The sequence below is a fragment of the Alteromonas sp. Cnat2-8 genome, from assembly GCF_022348355.1.
Lineage (GTDB): Bacteria > Pseudomonadota > Gammaproteobacteria > Enterobacterales > Alteromonadaceae > Alteromonas > Alteromonas macleodii.
Genome location: NZ_JAKREX010000001.1, coordinates 316,175 through 338,116, shown reverse-complemented (window position 1 = coordinate 338,116; position 21,942 = coordinate 316,175). Strand labels below are relative to the sequence as shown.

The window sequence follows — 21,942 nt, the reverse complement described above, 5'->3', positions numbered from 1 at the left end:
TATGGAACTGTCTAAATCACTCGCAACCGGGTTGATTATTGCGGCAAGTCTTTTAGGTGGCTGTGCGAGTAACCATACTCAAGATCAGGCTCAAGCGTATTCTCAAGACGCTGGGTCGAACCAAGCTGTAGTGGATACTTCAGACCCCCGTGACCCGTTCGAGCCGGTTAACCGTGAAATCTGGGACTTTAACTGGGATGTGTTGGATGCTTATATCTTACGCCCAATAACAGTTACCTACGTGACTGTGATGCCTCAGCCTGCGCGAACTGGTTTGGTGAACATCACGGACAACCTACAAGAGCCTGCGAACTTTTTGAATAATATGTTTCAAGGCAAGGTTGATGATGGCTTAGATAGCTTGGCTCGTTTTTTGATTAACACCACAGTAGGGTTAGTTGGCACGTTTGATGTCGCGTCAAAAATTGGCATTGAGCGTAAACGCGAGCAGTTTGGTGAAACTCTAGCTGTATGGGGATTAGATACTGGGCCTTTCTTAATGCTGCCGTTTTTAGGCCCAAGCGATCCGCGAAGCTTCACCGGTGATTATGTTGACGGTTTTGCGTTTCCAATGTCGTTACTCGAAGGGTCTGTAAACTTAGCGCGTATTGGCATTTCGGTACTTGAAACACGAGCTCAATTACTTGATCAAGAGGCGCAGCTTGAGCAGTCTGTTGATGACTATGCTTTTGTGAAAAATGCTTACTTTGAAAACTTGGAGTTTCGCGTTACCGACGGTAAAAGCGGCGATAAAGCCATTGATGATGAGCAGCTAGATGACTTTGCTGATTTTGAAGCAATGCTGGAAGGCAATGACTTTGATAGCTATGAAGAAACGTCGGAAGAAGATGTTGATGAGTCGACAGATTCAGAAGATTCGTCAGTTGATGACAGTGAGAAAGCTAAGCTAAAAGAAAAAGACGCCAAGTCGAAAGACGGCAAATAGAGAAAGAGTAATAATTAAAACGATGTTGGATAATGCTCGGGGGCAGGGTTTAGTTATTGTTATCTAACCTCTACTTCAACGTCACTCTAGCTATAAATGCCCGCACAAAAAAAGCCATGCTCAACAGCATGGCTTTTTAGTTCTAGGTATGTGAACAAGCCTATTGGCAGCGTTCAAACGACAAGCTAATCCTTTGGATAGCCCATCGGGTTTTGTGACTGCCAGTTCCATGTGTCGGCACACATGTCTTCCAAGCCTTTTTCTGCATGCCAGTTAAGCTCTGTAGCAGCTTTTGTTGGGTCGGCATAACAGGCTGCCACATCGCCGCTTCTACGCGGTGCAATCTTATAAGATACGGTTTTACCCGAGCCTTTTTCGAAAGCTTTGATCATTTCGATGACTGAATAGCCCTGACCTGTACCCAGATTGTATTTGTCTAAGCCCATGTTAAGGTTTAAACGATCAAGTGCTTTCAAGTGACCATTGGCAAGGTCAACAACATGGATATAGTCGCGAACGCCTGTGCCATCAACGGTATCGTAGTCGTCACCGAACACGCTTAGCTGCTCTAGCTTACCCGTAGCAACCTGAGAGATATAGGGCATTAAGTTGTTCGGAATACCGTTCGGATCTTCACCGATCTGGCCAGATTCGTGTGCGCCAACTGGATTGAAGTAGCGAAGCAATACAATGTTCCACTCGTTGTCCGATACGTAAAGATCGCTAAGCATATGCTCAACCATAAGCTTCGACATACCGTAAGGGTTTGTCGGGTGGCCTGTGGCCATATCTTCACGTAGCGGTAGCGATGCTGGATCGCCGTAAACCGTTGCAGATGAGCTAAACACAATATTCTTTACATTGTGCTTCTGCATAGCTTTACATAGCGTGAGCGTGCCGTACACGTTGTTTTCATAGTACGAAAGTGGCTTTTGCACAGACTCGCCGACGGCTTTTAAACCGGCAAAGTGAATAACGGCATAAATGTTATGCTCGCTGAATATATCATCTAACACGGCGGTATCGCGAATGTCACCTTGAACAAAAGTAACCGACTTGCCTGTTAACGCTTCTACGCGACGAAGTGATTCAGCACTTGCGTTTGCAAGGTTATCCAGCACTACAACACCGTAGTTTTGTTCAAGTAACTGTAAAACTGTGTGACTACCTATATAGCCTGCACCACCAGTGACTAAGATGGTCTTCATGCATTCTCCTTGCTAGACGGTTGCGCAATGTATTTAGCGCAGATGGAATATTGAATAGGTTTTACAACCAATGGATAAATTAAAAATACCACAAAAGCCCAAAGTAACGAGGTCCAATTTGACGCGGTTTGAAGAATAAATGCGAATACGGGGACAATGACGAGTAACTTTAGCACATTCAGTAAAGTCTTCTCAGGGACAGATAGCCGCTTTGCGGCCTGATCAAGCAACTTAACGCGCTCTGTCAGTGGAAGACCTTTTAAGGCAGGAATGTCTCTGGTAGAAAAATAAAACTTCATAGGTTTATGCAAATGCCCTTAATAAAAAACCGCCGGAACGTTACGTTGCGGCGGTTATTGTAGGGTAATTAGTCAGCACTTAAAACATGCTAACAATAAATTACGCTTTTTGTTCAATGCCTGCTTTTTCCCAGAAACGAGATTTAAAGCTCATTAAACCAATCACGATGGCAATGGCGATGCTAAATAGGGCAATCTGAAGATACAGGTCTGGCATTTGCTCTACGTTTTCTGGGTCGAAGTTACCTGAAAGTAAGCCAGCAATGATGTTACCAATAGAGTAAGTCAGTACGAATACCCCCATCATTTGCCCTGCGAAACGCTTAGGCGATAGCTTACTTACTGCACTTAGTGCAACTGGGCTTAGGCACAGCTCACCAACAGTGTGTAAGAAGTAAGTGGTAACAAGCCACATAGGCGCAACTTTAAGGCCTTGTGCAGCATATTGAGACGCCATAAACATTACCAAGAAGCCCGACGCCATAATAACGATACCAATGGCACACTTAATTGTGTACGACGGGTCGATCATTCGTTTCGCTAGGTTAATCCAAAGAGCAGCGAAGAAAGGCGACAAAATAATGATAAATAGCGAGTTTGAAAGCTGGAACCATACCGTTGGGATAGCGTCCATCCCAAACCAAGAGGTAAGTAGCGAGCCGCTTTCAAGTACGCGGTCGGTGTAGTTCTGAGCGAATAAGTTGAGTGAAGAGCCAGCTTGTTCGAAACCAGACCAGAAACACGCTGAAGCAACACACACTAAGAACAACGCCCACATACGCTTCTTCTCGTTGTCGCTTAGCTGACCTTTGAAATAAATAAAACCAAAGTAAGCGAAGAAAATAATGGTAAATACAACGGCAACTTGTTGAGCAAGAGCTACAGGCTCAATAACGATAGTGCCCATGTGCGCAAGCACAATTACCACAACAGCAAGTGCAATCACTGCCCATACGCCCATCCATGCGCGCTGTTTAGCCGCACCTTGATATGGATTTGCAGGAGCAACAGAATCAGCCGATAACGAACGGTTGCTGAAGTAATATTGAATTAGGCCGATTGCCATACCGATGGCAGCTGCACCAAATGCATAGTGCCAGCCCCAGTTTTCCTGTAAATAACCGGTAACTAGGTAGGCGATGAGTGAACCGATGTTAATGCCCATGTAATACAGCGCATAACCACTGTCACGACGGCCGTCGTCGTCGCCATATTGCTGGCCAACCATCGCAGAAATATTAGGTTTTAGTAAGCCAGTACCTGAAGCAACAAGGATAAGGCCGACGAAGAAAAGGTTTTGCAAGTCTATGGCAAGTACCACGTGGCCCGCGAAGATGATAATACCGCCATACCATACGGCGTTTTTACCACCAATTAAGCGGTCTGCTAACCACCCGCCCGGTAAGCCTAGAAAATATACCGCACCTGTGTATAGGCCGTAGATTGCGCCAGCGGTTGCAACGGTAAAGCCCAAACCCTGCGTTTGTAAGCTCGCGGTCATGAAAAGAACAAGTAGCGCGCGCATACCGTAGTAACTCATGCGCTCCCACATTTCTGTAAAGAATAGCGTTCTTAGGCCCCCTGGATGGCCGAAAAAGCTAGTATCGTTAGATGGTTTCATAATTATATTTTAATTCCATATTGCTTATGGTTGTTATTGTAGAGCACTTATAGGATAGGCTCTTTGATAGTCGTCCGTAAGGCGGATAGCTTCTTATACTAGAGCTTGCTTAAAGACACAAGATTTGGGCGACAAACTTCATCAAAGCGGTGTCAACCGACTAAGTCTTGAGCGACTTAGTCGATTAAACTGTTGGCTTGCTAAACAGATGGAGGCACTAAAGCTCGCGGATAGTAGCTACTACAATTCGTACTATTCCATAAATAAGCAGCAATGACACACCAAAAAGAACAAGGTTATAGATAACCGTGGGGTAAGCATTATCATCTGGAAGGGTAGGTGATTCTACAGTTACCAAGTGTTGTAGTTTTTGGTATGCCTCTACGCGCGCGTTTTCTAGTGTAATCAGCGATGAAGAGTACGCTTGAATAGCCAATTGAAGCTGAACCTGAAGGTTACTGTATTGCGCCATTAATTCACTGACTGACAGGGCTTCGCTTTCTCCTTCAGCGGTACTGATACGCTCTTTTTGCTTTTCTACTTCTTTTTGTAGTGCAGCTATTTCGCGCTTAATGTTTATCACTTCTGGTGCGACGTTAGACATCATGGTCGACATTGTGCTTAGCTCAGCTTTTTTCTGGGCAAGGGTCGCTTCCAATGAAAAAGCGATTTGCTGAAACGCTGCACCTTCAGCAGTAGGGTCGAGCACGTTGTACTTGGATTGGAAGCCTAAAATTTCAGTTTTTGCTTGTTGCAGCTTTTGTTCAACAATCTCGTGTTCACCCTTGGCAAACGTTAGTTTTGATTTAGCCAAGTTGTTATTGATGTTATTAATAAACTCTTCCGCTTTATCAACAATAGCTTGGTTTATTATTTGGGCATATTCAGCGTCAAAAGCGCGGGTTCGCAAACTAATTACAGAAGATGCTGAGTCCACGCTAACTTCAATATGGTTCAGATAAAACTGATAAAAGTCCTCTTGCTTGTGTGACGATGACAGGCCACTAAACAAATCGGCTTTGTCTGACATGTAATGATCTCGAAGGCCAATTGTCTCATCGAGATACTTAATCATATCTGCAGACTGAATATACGCTTCTACAAGCTGACTTTCCGTGCCGCCGGATGCACCAGAAACACCAGCTGCCATCAAGAGAGATGAGGGGTCGAAGCTACTGCCGCCGTCACTTGATTTTACAATAAGTTGGCTTTTACTTTCGTATTGAGGTGCAGCCCATAAAACAAGATATAGGGCGTAAAGCACCCATGGAAGAACAAGCAACAGCATTTTGTGTTTGCTGAGAAGGGCATTGAGCTGTGTAAGAGATTTTTCCACTGTGATTTGAACCTATTTTAGTGATTTCTTATTGTCTGCATCCTGCGTATAAACGTCGATGCCTTCTTCGAGATCGTGATAATAAGTAAGTTTGCCTTCATCTATGATAACGGCAGACGTACAGAACTCGCGGATTTGGTCAAGTTCGTGGCTAACCATAATAACGCCCGCTTGTTCACTTTTTTCTTTTAGCGATAAACGCGCTTTTTTTCTAAAAAGCGGATCGCCTACAGATGTCGCTTCATCGATAAGGTAAATATCAAAATTAATATTCATGCAGCACGCAAATACGAGTTTGGCGCGCATACCAGATGAGTAAGTTTTTACAGGAAGGTCGAAGCGTGCGCCGAGTTCGGCAAATTCTTGCACTTGCTCTTCGTATTCTGGAAGCGATTTGACGTTGTTAATTCGGCCCACAAAACGCGTATTTTCACGCCCTGTCATTTGCGGGTGTACACCTGTTTGAAGGGCAACCGGCCACGACATGGATTTATTCGTTAAAACTCGGCCTCTGTCAGGGTATTCGCTTTTTGCTAGCATACGGAAAAGAGTCGACTTACCCGCGCCATTTTTACCTAAAATTGCGACGTTATTTTCCGTAGGAAAATCAAAATTCAAATTTTTGAAAATATATTGAGGGCCCATTTTACTGGGGTAACTCTTTGTTAAATTCTCAATTCTTATCATCGAGACAACACCTTCTTCCATGTGATGTGATACATCGAAAGGCTTAGGAAGAGAAAAATTATAGTAATTTCAATTAGAAAGCCAAGGGATACGCCCTTTGTTCCATAGGATTCGAAACAGGCGTAACGGGCGAGTTCATTGAAATGAACAAGAGGATTCCACGTTAAGTAAGGCCAATACTCTTCAGGCAGATCTTGAAGACTGAAAAAAACGCATGAAATAAACATTAATGGGCGGGTAAGCATTGATTTTATCTTATCCACTTCCGGCACGAATGCGGCAGCGATAGCAAAAATCATCCCTATGGATATTGAAAATACCCACAAAAGAAGAAACAGAGATATCAGCAGCAACGGGTCATTTACCGTAAAGGTCTCGCCCATCAGGTAAAGCGCAAGACATAGTAATGCGACAACAACGACTTTAACAGAAAACTCTAAAAAGCCAGCAGTGAGCATTGCTGATATGGGTTGAACCTGTCTGAACGCATAGAGCGGCTTATTTCTGCGCACAGAAGTTGATACTGACTGGAGGCATGTAGTCAAAGACTGCAGGCCGACCATTCCGATCATCATAAACAGAAAAAGAGGAATAGAGTGGATATCATCGCCGCTGATCAGTCCACGAAGGTACGACAGCGCGAAAATAAAGGCAAAGGGCTCTAAAAATGCCCAGCCTAAGCCAAATTTATCGTTAAATTTACTTTGAAGCTCGCGCAGGAAAAGCGCGAATATCACGCCTCTCCATGCGTAGAGTTGGTCTTTAAACGTTACCATGTTTAGTTAGTAGCTACGTTGGCTGCAATAGCAATCTGATAAACAATCTGAGTAATGTCTTTAACCGCTTGCAATAGCTTGGTATCGATAGCAGGCAATACGATGATCTGATCACCTGGTTCTAACTTACTATCGTTGCTAGCTAGGAATGAGCTGTTGATGCTGGTAAAGGTAACATTACCATTCTTACGAACAATAAGGATTCGTTCGTCTTCAGCACGTTCAGTGAATCCGCCGGCCCAAGCAACATAATCTTCAGTCGTGGCTTCTGGGTTAAAGACTACTGACTGAGGAAGTAACACTTCACCACCTACGTGCACTAAGTCAGTTACCTCTGGGATGACAATAGTGTCATTCGGTTCTAGCAGAATATTTGCGATATCACCATTTTCAGAAACTACGACTCTGCCTTGAGGCTCAATTTGGCGAGCACGTGCGATAAAGTCAGCGACAAGCTGAGCTTCTTGGGCACGGATGGCTCCTTCACCCGTCGAGCTAATGGGAGCGGTATACATGCTCCGCTCAAGACGCTGAAGACCTTCTTCGATGATTTCTTTTTGCTTTACAGCAACGCTTTCTCTTAACAGATAAATGTTCTGTGTATCAGAAAGGGCAGTGTCTGCTTCAATATGATCTAACACATCGATAAGGCGAGTACCTTTATCAACCATAATCTGAGATGCGCCAGCAAATGCCCCAGCCACATTAATGCGATAGATTTGTGGCTCGTGGTCAGCAAGGTATTCAACAGTGTCGCCTGCATTTAGCTCAAGCGAAGCAAATTCATCCAGACTCAAGTAGCGAGCAAACTGTTTGTTATTTCGAATACCAGATACCGAAGCATGCGATGCAAATTCTCCTGGTCGTGCAAAGTAATTCACCACGCCGCCGTTTAATTCTTCGTTAAGAAACTCAAAGGTGAAGCTATTACGTGCGCCGGTTTCAACCACTATAGTGTTGCCAATTGGGTGCACTAATATGGTATCGCCATCTTTAAACGACATCTGAGGCAACTTACCATTTCTGAAAAATGCATATAAATCGGCAGTAGCGACTACTTTACCATTGCGCACTACGTCTATCTGCCTAAAACTTCCGCGCTGAAAATCAATACCACCAGCGCGTTTTAGGTAATACAGCACGCTATCTGAGGCGAGGCCTGCATATTGACCAGGTCTTAGCACCGGGCCAGAAACGAAAATTGACACGGGCGTTGATGTAAGAAGGTTAACGTAAACATTTACATCGTTTGTATAAACCTGTCTGATTTTTGCAGTAACGGTTTGATTTACACTGCCAGCAGGTGTATTTGCAACACGGATAGGACCAATGTTAGGAATAAAAATATTGCCTTGATTATCAACGGTTACTACGTCAGAAAAGTTAACCGCCCCCCACAGCCATATTGAAATTTTATCGCCCGGTGCAACGAGATAGTTATCATTAAGACCTGTGCTGCGTTCTGACTCAAATCCACCAATAAATAAGTTGGCTGCAAAAGGTGGGTTTTCCATAGGCGCTTGCGCAGGAAAAACAGTATCAATAGTTGGCTCGCCAGGTAAGTTTACGCCATTACGAGGCTGGGTTGAAAACTGTCCCATGGTATTCGCAGAACTGCTAGCGCCTGGAAGCGTTCGCTGGGTTGAAATACTCAGTGGCGATACGGACTGATTAGCAATGCCGCTACTCTGGCTCTGCTGAGCTCTTTCTCTTAATTGCTGCAATTGTTCCACGCTTTGCGCGCTTGCAGTGCCCACATAAGTGAAAAGAAGTGACGTTGCACAAGCCGCTAGCGTCAGGCGCTTTAAAGTTTTTTTGATGCTGGTTGACTGCATTTATCTATTCACCTTGCACTGTTGCCGAAGCTACTAAGGGAGTAATAACTCGCCATTGACCGTTTCGCTGACATGTCGTCATTTTACGCTGAATATCAGAAGACGCTGTTTCACCGTCTTGTAAAGAAAATCGGATACATTTATTGCCTGTGGCAGATATATAGTGCTTCAAGGACTCGTATTGGTGGCCATTGAAGCGTATTGAAAATGATTCCTGCGTATCATGATAAATGTTGGCTTTTGGAATATTTATTGCAAGCTCTTTGTCCGGTGCAAGGGAATAAGCAAGAGAAGAATGCACCAAAGGAATGTCAGCCTTAGTGGCGGTAGGAGTGTTAGAACACCCAGCTACGCCTATCGTAACTACGATAGGTAAAATTAGACGAGATAATTGTTTGAACATTAGCTTTCATATCCATATAGCAATTTCGCGCTAGGATAACATAAGTTTTAAAAAAAGCATGTTCGCTATCGCAGTTGCTGAATTGTCTGAGTCTTCACCAAGACAGCAATATAGAAGACAAGTTCATATCAATAGTGTAGCTCGATATGTTTTTGGCATTGCAAAGACTGGAAATAGACGAGTAAGTTAACAGGTTAAAGGAATAAAGAAGTTATTCAATCGTTACAACAGAAGCTGAGATAGTTCGAGAGAGGCGGCGAGAAGACGCACAACAGGTTCTCTTTTTAGCGGTGATTAAGGTTATTCTCGCAACAAATGAGTTTTTGACACGTTTTGATACGTTATTTATGCATGAAGGGTGGTTACTTAGACAAATGTTTTATATTATATCGAAGTTTTCTATCCGCATACTCATAACAAGATGCCCTCATCGCGCTGGAAGAAATGGAAGTTGTAAATAAATGGAAGCAACATTTAGTTTTTTATCAAAATTTGCATGTGTATTGACAGAAACTACTACAAATAGCTGTGTTTTTGTCGGTAACGCGAGGTTGTGTGTTTTATGCTAGCTTATTTGCAGTTTGTCCCGCTTTTTACTGCATTTTTCGTCGCCCTTATCCTTTTGGTGGTCATGACGCCTTTAGCGCATCAATTTGGCTTAGTTGACCAACCATCAGCGCGAAAACGTCACGCCGGAATTGTACCTCTAACAGGTGGTGTGGCTATTTTTATGGCCGTGCTTGTTGCCAGCGTCGCGACAGATGTGTGGATGAAAAACAATCCTCTGTTTTTCACCGCATCAGCATTTGTTGTCTTGCTTGGTATGTTGGATGACCGTTTTGACCTGAGTGCCAAAGGCCGCCTTATGTGCCAATTTGGTGTTGCAGCGATCATGGCATGGAGCGCGCAAAACTATATTACATCTTTGGGTAATATCTTCGGAACAGGTGAGGTATTTCTCGACCTAGGTGGGTATTTCTTTACGATCATTTGTGTGGTCGGTGTCATTAATGCGTTTAACATGATAGACGGTATTGATGGATTAGCCGGCGGTATGAGCCTTGTTATTCTATTAACAGTTGCGGGCTTTTTGATCTTTACTGGTAACGGAGCCTCCATCATGGAGCCGCTTATCATCGTTGCAGCTATTGTTCCGTTTCTTGCTTTTAATTTGAGTTGGAAAGGGTTTAAAGGCAATAAGATATTTATGGGTGATGCTGGCAGTATGTTCGTTGGGCTCACTATCGTATGGTTGCTTGTTGATCACACTCAAGGTGAAGCTGCCGCATTTAGGCCCATTACTGCGGTGTGGTTAGTCGGCCTTCCATTAATGGACATGGCCGCGATCATGTATCGCCGTGCACGGAAGGGGCAATCAATGCTCAAACCTGACCGTCAGCACCTTCACAATATCTTTATGCGTGCAGGGCTTAGCAGTAGAAAGTCGCTTGTTGCTATCCTTTTGCTCGGAGCATGTTATTGCTTAATCGGTATATTAGGAGAAGTCTATCAGGTAGCTGAAGCCGTCATGTTCTGGGGCTTTATTGGACTACTCGTCGTGTACAGTCTTGTTATCCAACATATTTGGAGTGTACTGCGCTTTGTGAAGCGATTAACCGCATAGTTTGAGTAAAATCGTGGCAGGCTTAGTAAAATCTCTGTAACATGCCAACAAATAAAAGCGCACACGTAAGGCGCTTTTATTTTCTTTGTTACTTTTTTACGTTGGTAAAATTTCTTGATAAATCAATTCTCTATTCTTCAAAATAACAATAAAAAACAGCATGTCGAATCGATAATTGCTATGGCGGTTTATCAGGCTGACAATGCGAAGTGGCTTCGCGAAGCCATTGAAAGTATGACTGAGCAGTCTTACACAGATTTTCTATTCGTTATTGTCGCCGACGGACCTGTACCTCAAAAAACAAGTCGCGTACTAGAAGATGTAGCAAGCAAAGACGATAGAGTAATTATAGCGTCGAATAGTCACAATGTGGGGCTAGCAAGTAGCATGAACTCAGTTGCTGAGTTCGGTATGCAGTTTAACCCATCGTTTTTCATAAGAATGGATGCGGATGATATTTCTGAAGAAAACCGCCTTCTACGTCAAATAACCTACCTTAAAAAGCACAGCAATATTTCGGTGCTAGGTTCAGCACTAACGGAAATTAACGAAAGTGGTGTAAAGGTTGGTGCGCGAGTAATGCCCGCTTCACACAGGCAGATCGTTCGTATCTTGCCAAGACGATGCTCGCTAAACCATCCAACAGTAGTTATTCGTTACAATGTATTTAATGATGGACATCGTTACGACAGTGACTTGTTAAACACACAAGACTATTTTTTCTGGATAAACTTAGCGTCTAAGGGTTATATCTTTAGGAACTTAAAAGATCGACTTTTGAAGTTCAGACGAGTTAATAACTTTTATAAACGTCGTGGCTTAAGTAAGTCGCTCAACGAGTTCAGAGCACGTTTATATGCCATACGTAAATTAAAGCAACTTTCACCCTATAACTTTTTTTACGCTTGTGGTGTTTTAGCATTGAGGTTAATGCCTGGAAAAGTGGTTAAACTTGCCTATAAACTTGATAGACATTTACTGGAAAGGTTTGGTAAACATTGAGCGTCGGCGTTGTTGTTATACTATTTAATCCTGATGTTGAGCTCGTGCGTAGTCTCATCGATGCGTTTTGTGCCCCTGACTGGAACGTCATCTTAGTTGATAATTCTCCAAGTCCTCAGCAGGCTCTTTTAACAACTGATGTTACTTATCTTCATTACCCCTCAAATATTGGTATCGCCCACGCTCAGAATGTCGGTTTGAAAGTGCTCTTTAATGAGGGAAGCGACTACGCCTTTTTGCTTGATCAAGATAGCTTGTTCTCTCCCGATATTGCTGTTGAGTTAGTGAGGCAATTCCAAGACCTTGAGCAACGTTCCCCAATTGCAGCCATAGGCCCTTCTATCTATTGCCAATTTTCAGAGTGTGTCGATCAGGGGGTTCTGCAAAAAGGGAAGCAGGTTTCCGAAAAGTTAAAAACAGTAAAGCAAATCATTGCCTCAGGCATGTTAATTTCCAAACGTGCTTTTGAACGCGTAGGTGAAAAAGAAAATGAGCTCTTTATCGATGGCGTTGATCACGAATGGTGCTGGCGTGCTCGAGCCAAGGGCATGGTTATCTATCAGTCGCTCAGTGCATGTATGCCTCATCGACAAGGCGATGATAGAGTGAAAGTTTGCGGTGTGACATTCAAGCAGGGCGCACCGATAAGGCTCTACTATCAGTTTCGCAACGTACTCATTTTAGCTCGCCGCCATTACGTACCTCTTTATTGGAAACTTCGTCATGTTTGTGCAATACCTCTGAGGTATCTTGTAAACAGATATTGCTTTGAGCAAGGCAAAACGCGAGGCGCTTTCATGTGGGCAGGGCTCAAAGACGGATTAAAACGCAAAACCGGCCCCATAGAGCATGCACTAATTCCAAAAAGTAGTGTGAAAAAAAGCGACACTTGATGTGTAGGAAAGGAAGGACAAACCATAAACGCTTTCACTATTATGGTGCATTAGATATTATTTATCCCTAATTTTGTGCTTTTATCGGTGGTTTTGAGCTGTTTTGCCCATTTTCAATACGCAGACGCTCTAAAAAGGTAATTGGAACATCGATTGCATTAGTCTTGCGAATAACGGTGAATATATCTCAGCTTAAGGAATAACAAACGGCTGAAAGTCGACTTAGGCGTGTATTTAGGATTTTAAAAAAGGATATTAACTATGAGTCAGGTTAAAAAAGCGGTAATCCCTGTAGCGGGCCTTGGGACGAGAATGCTCCCAGCAACGAAAGCTATTCCAAAAGAGATGTTGCCAGTGGTTGATAAGCCATTGATCCAATACGTGGTAAGCGAATGTGTTGCTGCAGGACTAAAAGAAATTATCCTAGTAACGCACGCGAGTAAAAACAGTATTGAAAACCACTTTGATACCTCTTTTGAACTAGAAGCCACACTAGAAAAGCGTGTAAAACGCCAACTGTTAGAAGAAGTTCAGTCAATCTGTCCAAAAGATGTAACTATCATGCATATTCGCCAAGGCGTTGCGAATGGACTTGGGCACGCAGTACTTTGCGCTCGACCTTTGATTGGCGATGCGCCATTTGCGGTAGTATTACCTGACGTTATCATTGATGATGCAGCAAGTAATCCTAAAAAGGATAACCTTGCAGACATGGTTGCCAAATTTAACACCAGCCGAGTAAGTCAGGTCATGGTTGAGCAGGTACCAGACGAAGATATCTCTAAATTTGGTATCGCAGACCTAGACGGTGCGGCAATTGCGCCAGGTGAGTCAGCGAAGATTCACAAAATGGTAGAGAAGCCGCCTCGCGACGAAGCACCTTCTGACCTTGCTGTTGTAGGCCGATACGTTCTGTCAGAAAAAATCTGGGATCTGTTAGAGTTCACGCCTCCAGGAGCAGGTGGTGAAGTTCAGCTTACTGATGCGATTGACGCATTGATGAAACTTGAACAAGTTGATGCCTACTACATGAAAGGTAAGAGTCACGATTGCGGTAGTAAGTTGGGTTACATGAAAGCTAACGTTGAATATGCGTTACGTCACCCATCGTTAGGCGACGAATTTAAAGAATACTTAGCGTCTGTTGTTAAATAGTCTTACTAGGGCCTGTTGACTCTTTAGTGTAGATGAAAGAACAGCAGGCCTAAGGCAACTAAATAGCGTTAAACGATTAAAAATGCGCCCTTGCGGCGCATTTTTTGTGTGTGGAGCCAGCGTACCGCCTATTCGCTTTAGTCCTTCTATCTTACCTGTACATAGCCTTCAATTTTATTAAGCATCTTTTCACCGATACCTTTCACTTGAGTTAATTGTGCGACCTCAAGAAACGGGCCTACTTCTTCACGATATTTAATAATAGCTTTCGCTTTAGATTGTCCAACGCCGGGTAGGGTAATTAATTGCTCTACGGTCGCCGAGTTTAAATCGATACGTTGTTGTTGGCTTGTACCTTCATTAGCTTGCGCATTTTCGCTATCCGCTGGTTGAGCGTGAACCGCTGGCGTTTGAATGGCTAGTGCAGATAGTACGAGTAAACCTGAGATTAATTTTTTCATCATCTTTCCTTGTATGTTGCTAAGCGCGCCATAAAGCGTAATCGGCGCAATATTTAAGTAAATGGGTTTAAGTTATGTACCAAAGCGCGCTGACTTTTGTAACCTAGATGCAAGCGGAGCAGGCCTCTTTAAAAACTTCCTGTCTTCTGTTGTAACCAAGTTACAAAGCTCAGCACACTTCAACGTGTACAAAGGAAATAATAAAGGTGAACGAGAAAAGCGGTAGTCCAGTTTTAGTACAGTTTAAAGCAGGGGAGTGATTAATAGAGGCATAAAAAAAACGGGCTATTAAGCCCGTTTTGAAATAATTGAAAGGTGTAAGCTAAAATGCTTATAGGCGGTCAAGAAGCGCCTGAGTGAACTCGGTTGTACCTGCTTCACCACCAAGGTCACGTGTTGTGCGATCGCCAGACTCGATTACGTCTTTTAGTGCTGCGCGAATTTTCTCTGCTTTATCGCCCATGTTTAGGTACTCAAGCATTTGCGCTGCTGCCAAGATTACTGACGTCGGGTTAGCTAAGTTCTTACCAGCAATGTCTGGTGCAGAGCCGTGAACGGCTTCGAAGATTGCACAATCTTCACCGATGTTTGCACCTGGTGCCATACCAAGACCACCGACAAGACCAGCACATAGGTCAGATAGAATGTCACCGAAAAGGTTAGTCGTAACGATAACGTCAAACTGATGCGGGTTCATCACAAGCTGCATACAGCAGTTATCAACGATCATTTCAGCCGACTCGATGTCAGGATAACGCTCACCAACTTCACGGGCTACTTTAAGGAAAAGACCTGATGTTGACTTAAGGATGTTAGCTTTATGAACAGCTGTTACTTTCTTACGACCTTCACGGCGTGCTAATTCATAAGCAAAAACAACGATTTTTTCAGCGCCGTCACGAGTGATCTTACTCATTGCTTCAGCTTCGTTACCGTCTTCTGATACAACTTGGCCAAGACCAGAGTACATACCTTGCGTGTTTTCACGAACGGTAATGATATCGATGTCTTCGTAACGTGCTTTTGTACCTTTGAATGACATCACAGGACGAAGGTTTGCGTACAGTTTGAACTGCTTACGAAGACTAACGTTGATTGAAGTAAAACCTTCACCAACGGGGGTCGTTAAAGGACCTTTAAGCGCAACTTTGTTTTTTGCGATTAGGTCTAAAGTTTCTTGAGGTAGAAGCTCGCCATGTTCTTCCAGTGCGACTAGGCCAGCATCGGCATAGTCATAGGCAAAGTCACAGCCAACCTTATCTAAAATTTTTGTGGTTGCATCGATAATGTCCGGGCCAATGCCGTCACCGCGAATGACTGTAATACGTTGCTGAGTCATGTGGAGGGATCCTCTGGTAATTCTGTTGTCAAAATCGTTAGGTTTATTCAATTTGTAGCTTGGCGTTTATGAGCCAATTTCTGCCTGCTTACTTATTATAATGGAAAATGTAGGGAAAAAGGGTTAAGCACTGCAAAAGTTGCCGTATTTTATACGATACCTGGCGCAAGTTATAGCCATTCGTAAAGATTAATTAAATAGCCGAGTACGATGTTTAGGAGTAAATGACGTTACTGCGCGAGCGGACAGAACAATAGTGACCCATTAGCGTCTAGTGCGTTTACCACATCATCTCGTCGAATACCTAGGATATTTAAAAGTGTTTTGATATTGATATCCTGAAGTAATGAATAAATATCCTGATTAAATAAGCATGCTTTGGCGATTGCGAAGCTCAACACCAGAATTGCTTGTTCCTTTTGAAGTGATTTAGGAACGTCCGTACTTACTTTACTGCATTGGTGTATAACGGCACGCCACGTCGAGCTTTGATGCCAACTTCCAGCAAGTTCAGAAGCGATTGCTAGCCAAGGCGTGTCAGATTTGACCTTGAATGCGCTATTAATGGACACAGCTTTGGTGAGGTCGACGGGTAATGCTCGTGACACTTTAAACCCTGGTAGCGTGAACAAGGGAGTACAAACAAAGGTCATCGTCAGTGCGGCAGATTGCGGCGAAAATTTCGAATCGGCGAGTTGTGCGAAATAGCTTGCAAATGAACAAGCCAATAAAGTCAATTGCTTGCACATGCCCATCAGTGGAAATTGGTTTTGCGTTAGCCGTTCTAACAGCGCAAATTGAATAAGCATGTCACCCACACGTTCAATGCCGTAGGTCAAAACCGCCTGTTTAATGCTTTTAACCGGAAGCTGAAGACGGTTGTCCTGACTCGCAGTGTGCATCAAAAAGTGATTAAACGTGGGCACGCTTTCAATTTTTTCGCAAAGTTGTTCAATATCTACATCGCGCTTTTGCAGCTCATCGATAATAGTTATAAGAGCTTTAGGGGGATGCTGAATAGCGAATGTAGAAGGTAAAAGTGGTGTGCCGCCATGATTTACTCTCGCAGTGGCGGTATCAGTGTAAAGAGCAACAAAGTGCTCAAACGGCATTGATAGCGAAACGGGAGAGCGTATTGACGATAGAGGCAGCCACTTTCCATCGTCATCATCTTGGCTAAGCATAAATACGTAGCCATGATTTTGCTGAATGTCGACTAGCGCGCCCGGTACGCCGTTTGCGTAAACCTTTGCGCCAGGTAGCACACCATTAAATAGGTTGATAAGTGGTGCAATAAGGTGACGATGATGTGCTGGAAGGCGTAAAACAATCTGAGTGAAAACCTCACGATAATCTGCTTTTTTTGTTTTAGTAGCGAAAACATTTGCTAGGAGACAAAGCCTTTGCACCATATTAAGCCGAATGTCTGCAACGTAGTTAATTGGCTTGTCTGACCGAAACGCTTTTTGAAGTTTAATGATATCCAGCCAAATCGAGAGATTGTGTTTACGCAAAAAGCGAATGATATTGGCCGTTTGGTCGCTTGGTGTTCCTTTACTTGAAAGCCAGAGGGATGCGAGTAAAGACGCAAGCACATGTTGTAAGTAGTGGTCGTTTAATCGGCAAAGCTTGCCAAACAGCGCCAATAATAAAAGATGTTGAGTATCTTTGGGAAGGTCATTATCGATGTGTAACGTTGTTGCAGCAAGCGCTGGATTGGCGTTTACTAAGGTCAGGATCCGTTTAGCGCTTTTCAACCAATGGTTTATACGCTGCTCGACAGAAAGTTCAGTGTTACCTAACTGAACCAGGCGTTTAAGCGTGGAAATGATGTCGCTCACTCCCCATCCTTCTAACTTTTTTGGTAACTGGAGTAAGCCCCTTCACCCCATGCAATAAGTTTGTCGTTTTCAAAAAGCAACGGTGTACATTCATCTTGCGTGGTTAAGCCGTCAGCGCGCACATGTTGTGTCCTAAAAAACATAACTTGAATAGCTGTGGCACCCTGTCGCTTGGCTTCTGTAATGTCAGGTGAGCCCAGTAACGCCAAAACTTCTTCTCTTGTACTGCCTAACTTTAACTTGGTTATTTGGACACGGTTATATTCTTCACGGTCTTTCCAATCCATATTCTCAGGCTTATCGGGATAGAACGCGATAACCATAAAAACAAACACCGCATAAAGGGCGATGCCAGCTAAAATTAGACGAATAACCTTGGTATTCATGACCGTTACTTCTCGTTTTTCTTTACTTGAATGCTACTGCAAGCCAAAGCCCGACATTGTTCGGGAGCCGAGCATAGGCTAAATGTGCACTACATTCATTCGTTAAACAATACTCTCTAATAGTGTACCGCAAAACGACTACTAAACATAAGTAGTAAACGTAAGCAAATGCGTCTTGCCACGGTCTCGTGTTATTCGCTGTTTCTCTTATCGTTCTTTACAACGTAACATGGTTCGTACGCGCTACCAGGCAGCTTCATTCTATGCTGTTTTACAAACGACTCGAGTAGTGTATCAACCTTCTCCATCAGTGTACTATCACCGGTGAGCTCAAACGGACCATGTTTTTTGATCTGAGCAATGCCTTCTGCTTTTACGTTACCCGCAACAATGCCTGAAAACGCTTTGCGCAAATTGGCCGCTAGATCACTTTTACTTTGATCTAAGTGCAGTTGAAGGTCGGCCATACTCTCATGCGTTGGAATAAAGGGCTGTTGAAAGTCTTGTTCAATTTTTAATGACCAATTAAAGCTGAATGCGTCACCCATCGCACCTCTGAACTTCTTCACTTTTTCAAGGTGTTTATTCATGGTGCGTGCTACTTCTTCTGGATCATCTACAATGATTTGATATTTTGACTGTGCTTCTGGACCCAGTGTTGCACCAACAAAAGCGTCTATGGCTTCAAAGTATTCTTCGCTACCAGCAGGCCCTGTTAGAATGAAAGGAAAAGGTTGCTGCGCATTGCGTTCATTCATCAAAATGCCAAGCAGATAAAGTAATTCTTCGGCAGTGCCTACACCGCCTGGAAACACGATAATGCCATGTCCGAGTCTAACAAATGCCTCTAAACGCTTTTCAATATCAGGCATGATAATGAGCTCGTTGACAATGGCGTTGGGCGGCTCGGCGGCAATAATACTCGGCTCAGAGATGCCAATATAACGGCCTGTCTTGTGGCGTTGCTTTGCATGACCTATGGTGGCGCCCTTCATTGGCCCCTTCATCGCTCCAGGCCCACATCCTGTGCAAATATTCATGTCACGTAAGCCGAGCTGATAGCCCACTTCTTTCGTGTATTTGTACTCAACTTGATTAATGGAATGGCCGCCCCAACAGACAATTGTGTTTACGCCATCGTTCCCTTCAAGCGCTTTAGCGTGGCGTAGCATGTCAAACACCATGTCTGTGATGTCGTTACCTTCAGCCGGTGCGGTTTGGTGAAGAAATGCGTACTTGTTACCCATATAAAGCAGGTCGCGAAGGACCGCAAATAGATGTTCGTGCACACCACGAACAAGTTTTTCGTCAACGAAAGCCACTTCAGGAGGGTTCACGAGTTCTATTTTTACGCCCCGTTCACGACGAATGAGTTTTATTTCAAAATTTTCATAAGGAGCAAAAAGTGCTTCGAAATTGTCTTCGTCAACGCCGCTGTTCAATACTGCAAGGCAACAGTTTCTGAACATAGCAAAGAGCTCGCTGTTGGTGGCGTCTTGAAGACGAGAAACTTCTACTTGTGATAGCTGGCTCATCCAGCCAACAGGGTTAAGCTGCACTTTCTTCATATTTTTACTTCCTATAAGTCAGTGCTTAAATCAGTGACTACGAGGTTGCGGCCGTTTCGTTTTGCTTTATAGAGGTACTCATCGGCGCGTTCAAACACAGTTTCAGTAGTATCATTGTCATTGAAACAGGTTGCGCCAAAAGATGCGGTGATTTTTACTTTTTCTTGCTTGAATTTAAACGGCATTGCAGCAAATTTAGTTCTAACTTCATTAAGCTTTTTATCTATATCTGCCATCTGCGCCTGAGGCAGTAGCATTACAAACTCTTCTCCTCCCCACCTGGCAATAAAATCATTTTCGGACAAACTTTGCTTTAAGAATTTACTCACTACCTGAAGGGTTTTATCGCCTGCTGCGTGCCCGAATCTATCGTTGATTGACTTGAAATGATCAATATCCACAACGGCGACCGCAAGCAAGTCACCATTTTCTTTAAATTTAGTGAAAGCCGCTTCTAGTCTCTCATTATACGCCTGCCTGTTTGGAAGCCGAGTGAGGGGGTCGGTGCGGCTTTGCATTGCTTGTTCGGCCAGCTTCTTTTTATAGACGCTAGTTTGCTGCTGAAGTGTATCTATTCGCGATTGCATAGAGGAGAGCAGTGCCATTAGCGCTTCTTGACCTTGCTGGTCGTTACTTTGTTGCTCGCTTAACGTAGTCACAAGCTTTTCTACGCGAAACTGTGTCTGCTCTTTAAGTGCTTCTAGAGAACTGCTTTCCGATACGGCTTCTTCAATGTGAATAATGTCACGTTTAAGTTGCTCATTACCAGCTTGGCGCTGCTCGAACTGGGCTTGGCTGCCTTGGATCGTATTGCTGACGTCGCTACTCACTTCACCTAATGAACGGTGCAGACTCTGAATCACTTTTCCTGTTAAGCTCGCCTCTGACATAGCGTCTTGAACGATCATGCGCAAAATTACAACGCAGCTTTTAAGCAGCTGGTCTTCATCCATGCCTTCATCAAGACGTTGCTTTATATCATTGAGTTGCTGATCGTTAGGTTTTTTTTGCGCATAAGAAGCAATAAGGTGATTAAGCTCAACCAAAATAGAACGGTAGTGAGGGTTATCATCTTTAATCGAACGAGCCGATGTGCTTTCATTGTTGGTGGACTTAGTTTCTGTGGTTTCAGATGGCTCAAGTCCAACCATTTCCTTGTTAAGCGCAATGCGGTGAAGCGCAATGGCTTTTGAGTAAAGTTTATAAATACTGAAGATATCACCTACAGGTTGATTTAGCTTAATCAATTCCTGCGTGGTTAACCCTTTTAATTCAGTATCTTCAAATACAATTTTCTGTAGTTGTTTCATTGCATCTTCTAGCGATGAAACAGTATCAACACTGTATTTTCTAAGCGTTATTTCTTGATGCTGAAGTGATTTGTTGAGTTTCTCTATGCTCACAGCGGCAAGACTAAAATTAGGTGTGCCTGAAAGGTGGCCTCGTAACACCTTAAGTTCAGTATCGATCTTATCCGAGAAGCCCTCATAAAATGCTGAGAGTTTCACAATAAACTGACAAAGAAGCGCGTTATTTTGTTTTAGGGTTTGTAGTTGTTTTGCTTCCATAATCTCGTCTTTGTTCTAATTCGCTATTACTGCCGCGGCTTAGGTAGCGTTGGTAGGTACTTCACCGTTATATTACTGACGTGCTTGACGATGATTAGCATAAGGCGCTTCGTAATTTGAACGGAAAGGGTTGATATCTAGACCTCCTCGTCGTGTGTAACGCGCACAAACGGTTAACTTGTCTGGCTGACAATGTTTCATGATGTCGTTGTAAATGCGCTCAACGCATTGCTCATGAAACTCGTTATGTTGCCTAAAGCTAATTAGATATTTCAAAAGCCCTTCGTGTTCAATGGCTTTTCCTTCATACCTAACTTGAATACTAGCCCAATCTGGCTGACTTGTGATTAAACAATTAGATTTAAGTAAATGAGAAACAAGCGTCTCTTGAACTCCTGCTTCACTTTTCGCAACAGTCAAATATTGAGTATTAGGGGAATATTGATCGATTTCTACATCCAGACTATCTAACAAGGTTCCGTTAAATTCTTGGAATTGTAGCGAAGAAAACTGCTCTGGAAGAATTAGCTTTACCTCGACAGGCTCCCCTGCGCACGCTGACAAATCCGCTTGAAGCACTTGTCGTACGTCCTCTGCTGAAGCGAATTTTGTTTGGTTGAAGCTATTCAAATATAGCTTAAATGATTTTGATTCGATTAGGTTCTTTGAGGTAATAGGAACGTGGCATTCTAAAATTGCCACATTAGGTTTACCCTTTAAATTAAGCCAAGAAAGTTCGTACCCTGTCCAAGTGTCGATACCATCAAAAGGTAAACCTGAGCCGGCCAAGTTCAACGTATCACGACTTAGACTGCGCGGCACGCCTTGCAACAAGTCAGGATTATATTCAAATTCATAGTCAACCTGTTTACCTAAGGAGAGGTCATCAGGTGCAGAGATAGTAATTTTTTGAGGTGAGTTGTCCGTCGACATAAGAACCTTTTATGTATCTACGCGGGATTTAAATTGTTGAACTGCACAGCGACACACAGTC

Annotated in this window: 20 protein-coding genes; 5 read left to right on the top strand and 15 right to left on the bottom strand. The window is 43.5% G+C overall.

Annotated features, from left to right (window positions below):
* Nucleotide 1 precedes the first annotated feature (1 nt).
* Complete coding sequence (locus tag MHN00_RS01430) at nucleotides 2-946, top strand: VacJ family lipoprotein (RefSeq protein WP_239299965.1); 945 nt, start codon at nucleotides 2-4, stop codon at nucleotides 944-946.
* Nucleotides 947-1,131: 185 nt separating this feature from the next.
* Here the strand turns inward: MHN00_RS01430 and galE are convergent, their stop codons facing one another.
* From galE to MHN00_RS01390, 8 genes are all read right to left on the bottom strand, one after another.
* Nucleotides 1,132-2,154: a UDP-glucose 4-epimerase GalE gene (gene galE / locus MHN00_RS01425; protein WP_014978530.1), complete on the bottom strand. Its 1,023-nt coding sequence runs from the start codon at nucleotides 2,152-2,154 to the stop codon at nucleotides 1,132-1,134.
* Nucleotides 2,151-2,453 carry a DUF6170 family protein gene (locus tag MHN00_RS01420; protein ID WP_014975838.1) on the bottom strand — a complete coding sequence of 101 codons (303 nt, stop codon included), beginning with the start codon at nucleotides 2,451-2,453 and terminating at the stop codon, nucleotides 2,151-2,153. Before MHN00_RS01420 ends, galE begins: the two co-directional genes overlap by 4 nt.
* Nucleotides 2,454-2,553: 100 nt before the next feature.
* Nucleotides 2,554-4,074, bottom strand: coding sequence for a peptide MFS transporter (locus MHN00_RS01415; RefSeq protein ID WP_076011129.1), 1,521 nt, complete (start codon nucleotides 4,072-4,074; stop codon nucleotides 2,554-2,556).
* A 217-nt stretch (nucleotides 4,075-4,291) separates the two neighbouring features.
* On the bottom strand, nucleotides 4,292-5,410 hold the full coding sequence (locus MHN00_RS01410; RefSeq protein ID WP_069943856.1) for a capsule biosynthesis protein: 1,119 nt from the start codon (nucleotides 5,408-5,410) through the stop codon (nucleotides 4,292-4,294).
* A 12-nt stretch (nucleotides 5,411-5,422) separates the two neighbouring features.
* Nucleotides 5,423-6,097: an ABC transporter ATP-binding protein gene (locus MHN00_RS01405; RefSeq protein WP_014948525.1), complete on the bottom strand. Its 675-nt coding sequence runs from the start codon at nucleotides 6,095-6,097 to the stop codon at nucleotides 5,423-5,425.
* Nucleotides 6,094-6,873, bottom strand: a complete 780-nt coding sequence (locus tag MHN00_RS01400) for an ABC transporter permease (protein ID WP_014948526.1) — start codon at nucleotides 6,871-6,873, stop codon at nucleotides 6,094-6,096. Before MHN00_RS01400 ends, MHN00_RS01405 begins: the two co-directional genes overlap by 4 nt.
* Nucleotides 6,874-6,875: 2 nt before the next feature.
* Nucleotides 6,876-8,708: a polysaccharide biosynthesis/export family protein gene (locus MHN00_RS01395; RefSeq protein ID WP_239299963.1), complete on the bottom strand. Its 1,833-nt coding sequence runs from the start codon at nucleotides 8,706-8,708 to the stop codon at nucleotides 6,876-6,878.
* Between the two features lie 4 nt (nucleotides 8,709-8,712).
* A complete protein-coding gene (locus tag MHN00_RS01390; protein ID WP_239299961.1) occupies nucleotides 8,713-9,111 on the bottom strand; it encodes a hypothetical protein in 399 nt (132 codons plus the stop codon).
* Nucleotides 9,112-9,673: 562 nt separating this feature from the next.
* On the opposite strand from MHN00_RS01390, the gene wecA reads away from it, so the two are divergent.
* From wecA to galU, 4 genes are all read left to right on the top strand, one after another.
* Entirely contained in the window at nucleotides 9,674-10,735 is a 1,062-nt protein-coding gene (gene wecA, locus MHN00_RS01385; protein WP_014948529.1) for a UDP-N-acetylglucosamine--undecaprenyl-phosphate N-acetylglucosaminephosphotransferase, read from the top strand.
* 114 nt (nucleotides 10,736-10,849) lie between these two features.
* The gene (locus tag MHN00_RS01380) at nucleotides 10,850-11,737 is read left to right on the top strand and encodes a glycosyltransferase (protein ID WP_239299959.1); all 888 of its coding nucleotides are present in this window, start codon (nucleotides 10,850-10,852) and stop codon (nucleotides 11,735-11,737) included.
* On the top strand, nucleotides 11,734-12,630 hold the full coding sequence (locus MHN00_RS01375) for a glycosyltransferase family 2 protein (protein WP_275444103.1): 897 nt from the start codon (nucleotides 11,734-11,736) through the stop codon (nucleotides 12,628-12,630). Before MHN00_RS01380 ends, MHN00_RS01375 begins: the two co-directional genes overlap by 4 nt.
* Before the next feature lie 261 nt (nucleotides 12,631-12,891).
* A complete protein-coding gene (galU, locus tag MHN00_RS01370) occupies nucleotides 12,892-13,785 on the top strand; it encodes a UTP--glucose-1-phosphate uridylyltransferase GalU (RefSeq protein WP_014975843.1) in 894 nt (297 codons plus the stop codon).
* A 146-nt stretch (nucleotides 13,786-13,931) separates the two neighbouring features.
* Here galU and MHN00_RS01365 read toward each other — a convergent pair whose 3' ends face one another.
* The 7 genes from MHN00_RS01365 to queF all read right to left on the bottom strand — a co-directional run bounded on the left by MHN00_RS01365 (nucleotide 13,932) and on the right by queF (nucleotide 21,881).
* A complete protein-coding gene (locus tag MHN00_RS01365) occupies nucleotides 13,932-14,246 on the bottom strand; it encodes a helix-hairpin-helix domain-containing protein (protein WP_014978538.1) in 315 nt (104 codons plus the stop codon).
* Nucleotides 14,247-14,577: 331 nt separating this feature from the next.
* Nucleotides 14,578-15,585: an isocitrate dehydrogenase gene (locus MHN00_RS01360; protein WP_014948534.1), complete on the bottom strand. Its 1,008-nt coding sequence runs from the start codon at nucleotides 15,583-15,585 to the stop codon at nucleotides 14,578-14,580.
* A gap of 230 nt (nucleotides 15,586-15,815) precedes the next feature.
* Nucleotides 15,816-17,426 carry a histidine kinase gene (locus MHN00_RS01355; RefSeq protein WP_239299955.1) on the bottom strand — a complete coding sequence of 537 codons (1,611 nt, stop codon included), beginning with the start codon at nucleotides 17,424-17,426 and terminating at the stop codon, nucleotides 15,816-15,818.
* An 11-nt stretch (nucleotides 17,427-17,437) separates the two neighbouring features.
* Nucleotides 17,438-17,812 carry a DUF3192 domain-containing protein gene (locus MHN00_RS01350; protein ID WP_014948536.1) on the bottom strand — a complete coding sequence of 125 codons (375 nt, stop codon included), beginning with the start codon at nucleotides 17,810-17,812 and terminating at the stop codon, nucleotides 17,438-17,440.
* Nucleotides 17,813-18,003: 191 nt separating this feature from the next.
* Entirely contained in the window at nucleotides 18,004-19,380 is a 1,377-nt protein-coding gene (gene ppnN, locus MHN00_RS01345) for a nucleotide 5'-monophosphate nucleosidase PpnN (protein ID WP_014948537.1), read from the bottom strand.
* Between the two features lie 11 nt (nucleotides 19,381-19,391).
* Nucleotides 19,392-20,948 (bottom strand): diguanylate cyclase, encoded by a 1,557-nt coding sequence (locus MHN00_RS01340; RefSeq protein WP_239299953.1) that lies wholly within the window; start codon nucleotides 20,946-20,948, stop codon nucleotides 19,392-19,394.
* A gap of 72 nt (nucleotides 20,949-21,020) precedes the next feature.
* Nucleotides 21,021-21,881 (bottom strand): NADPH-dependent 7-cyano-7-deazaguanine reductase QueF, encoded by an 861-nt coding sequence (gene queF / locus MHN00_RS01335; protein ID WP_101563634.1) that lies wholly within the window; start codon nucleotides 21,879-21,881, stop codon nucleotides 21,021-21,023.
* Between the last annotated feature and the right edge of the window lie 61 nt (nucleotides 21,882-21,942).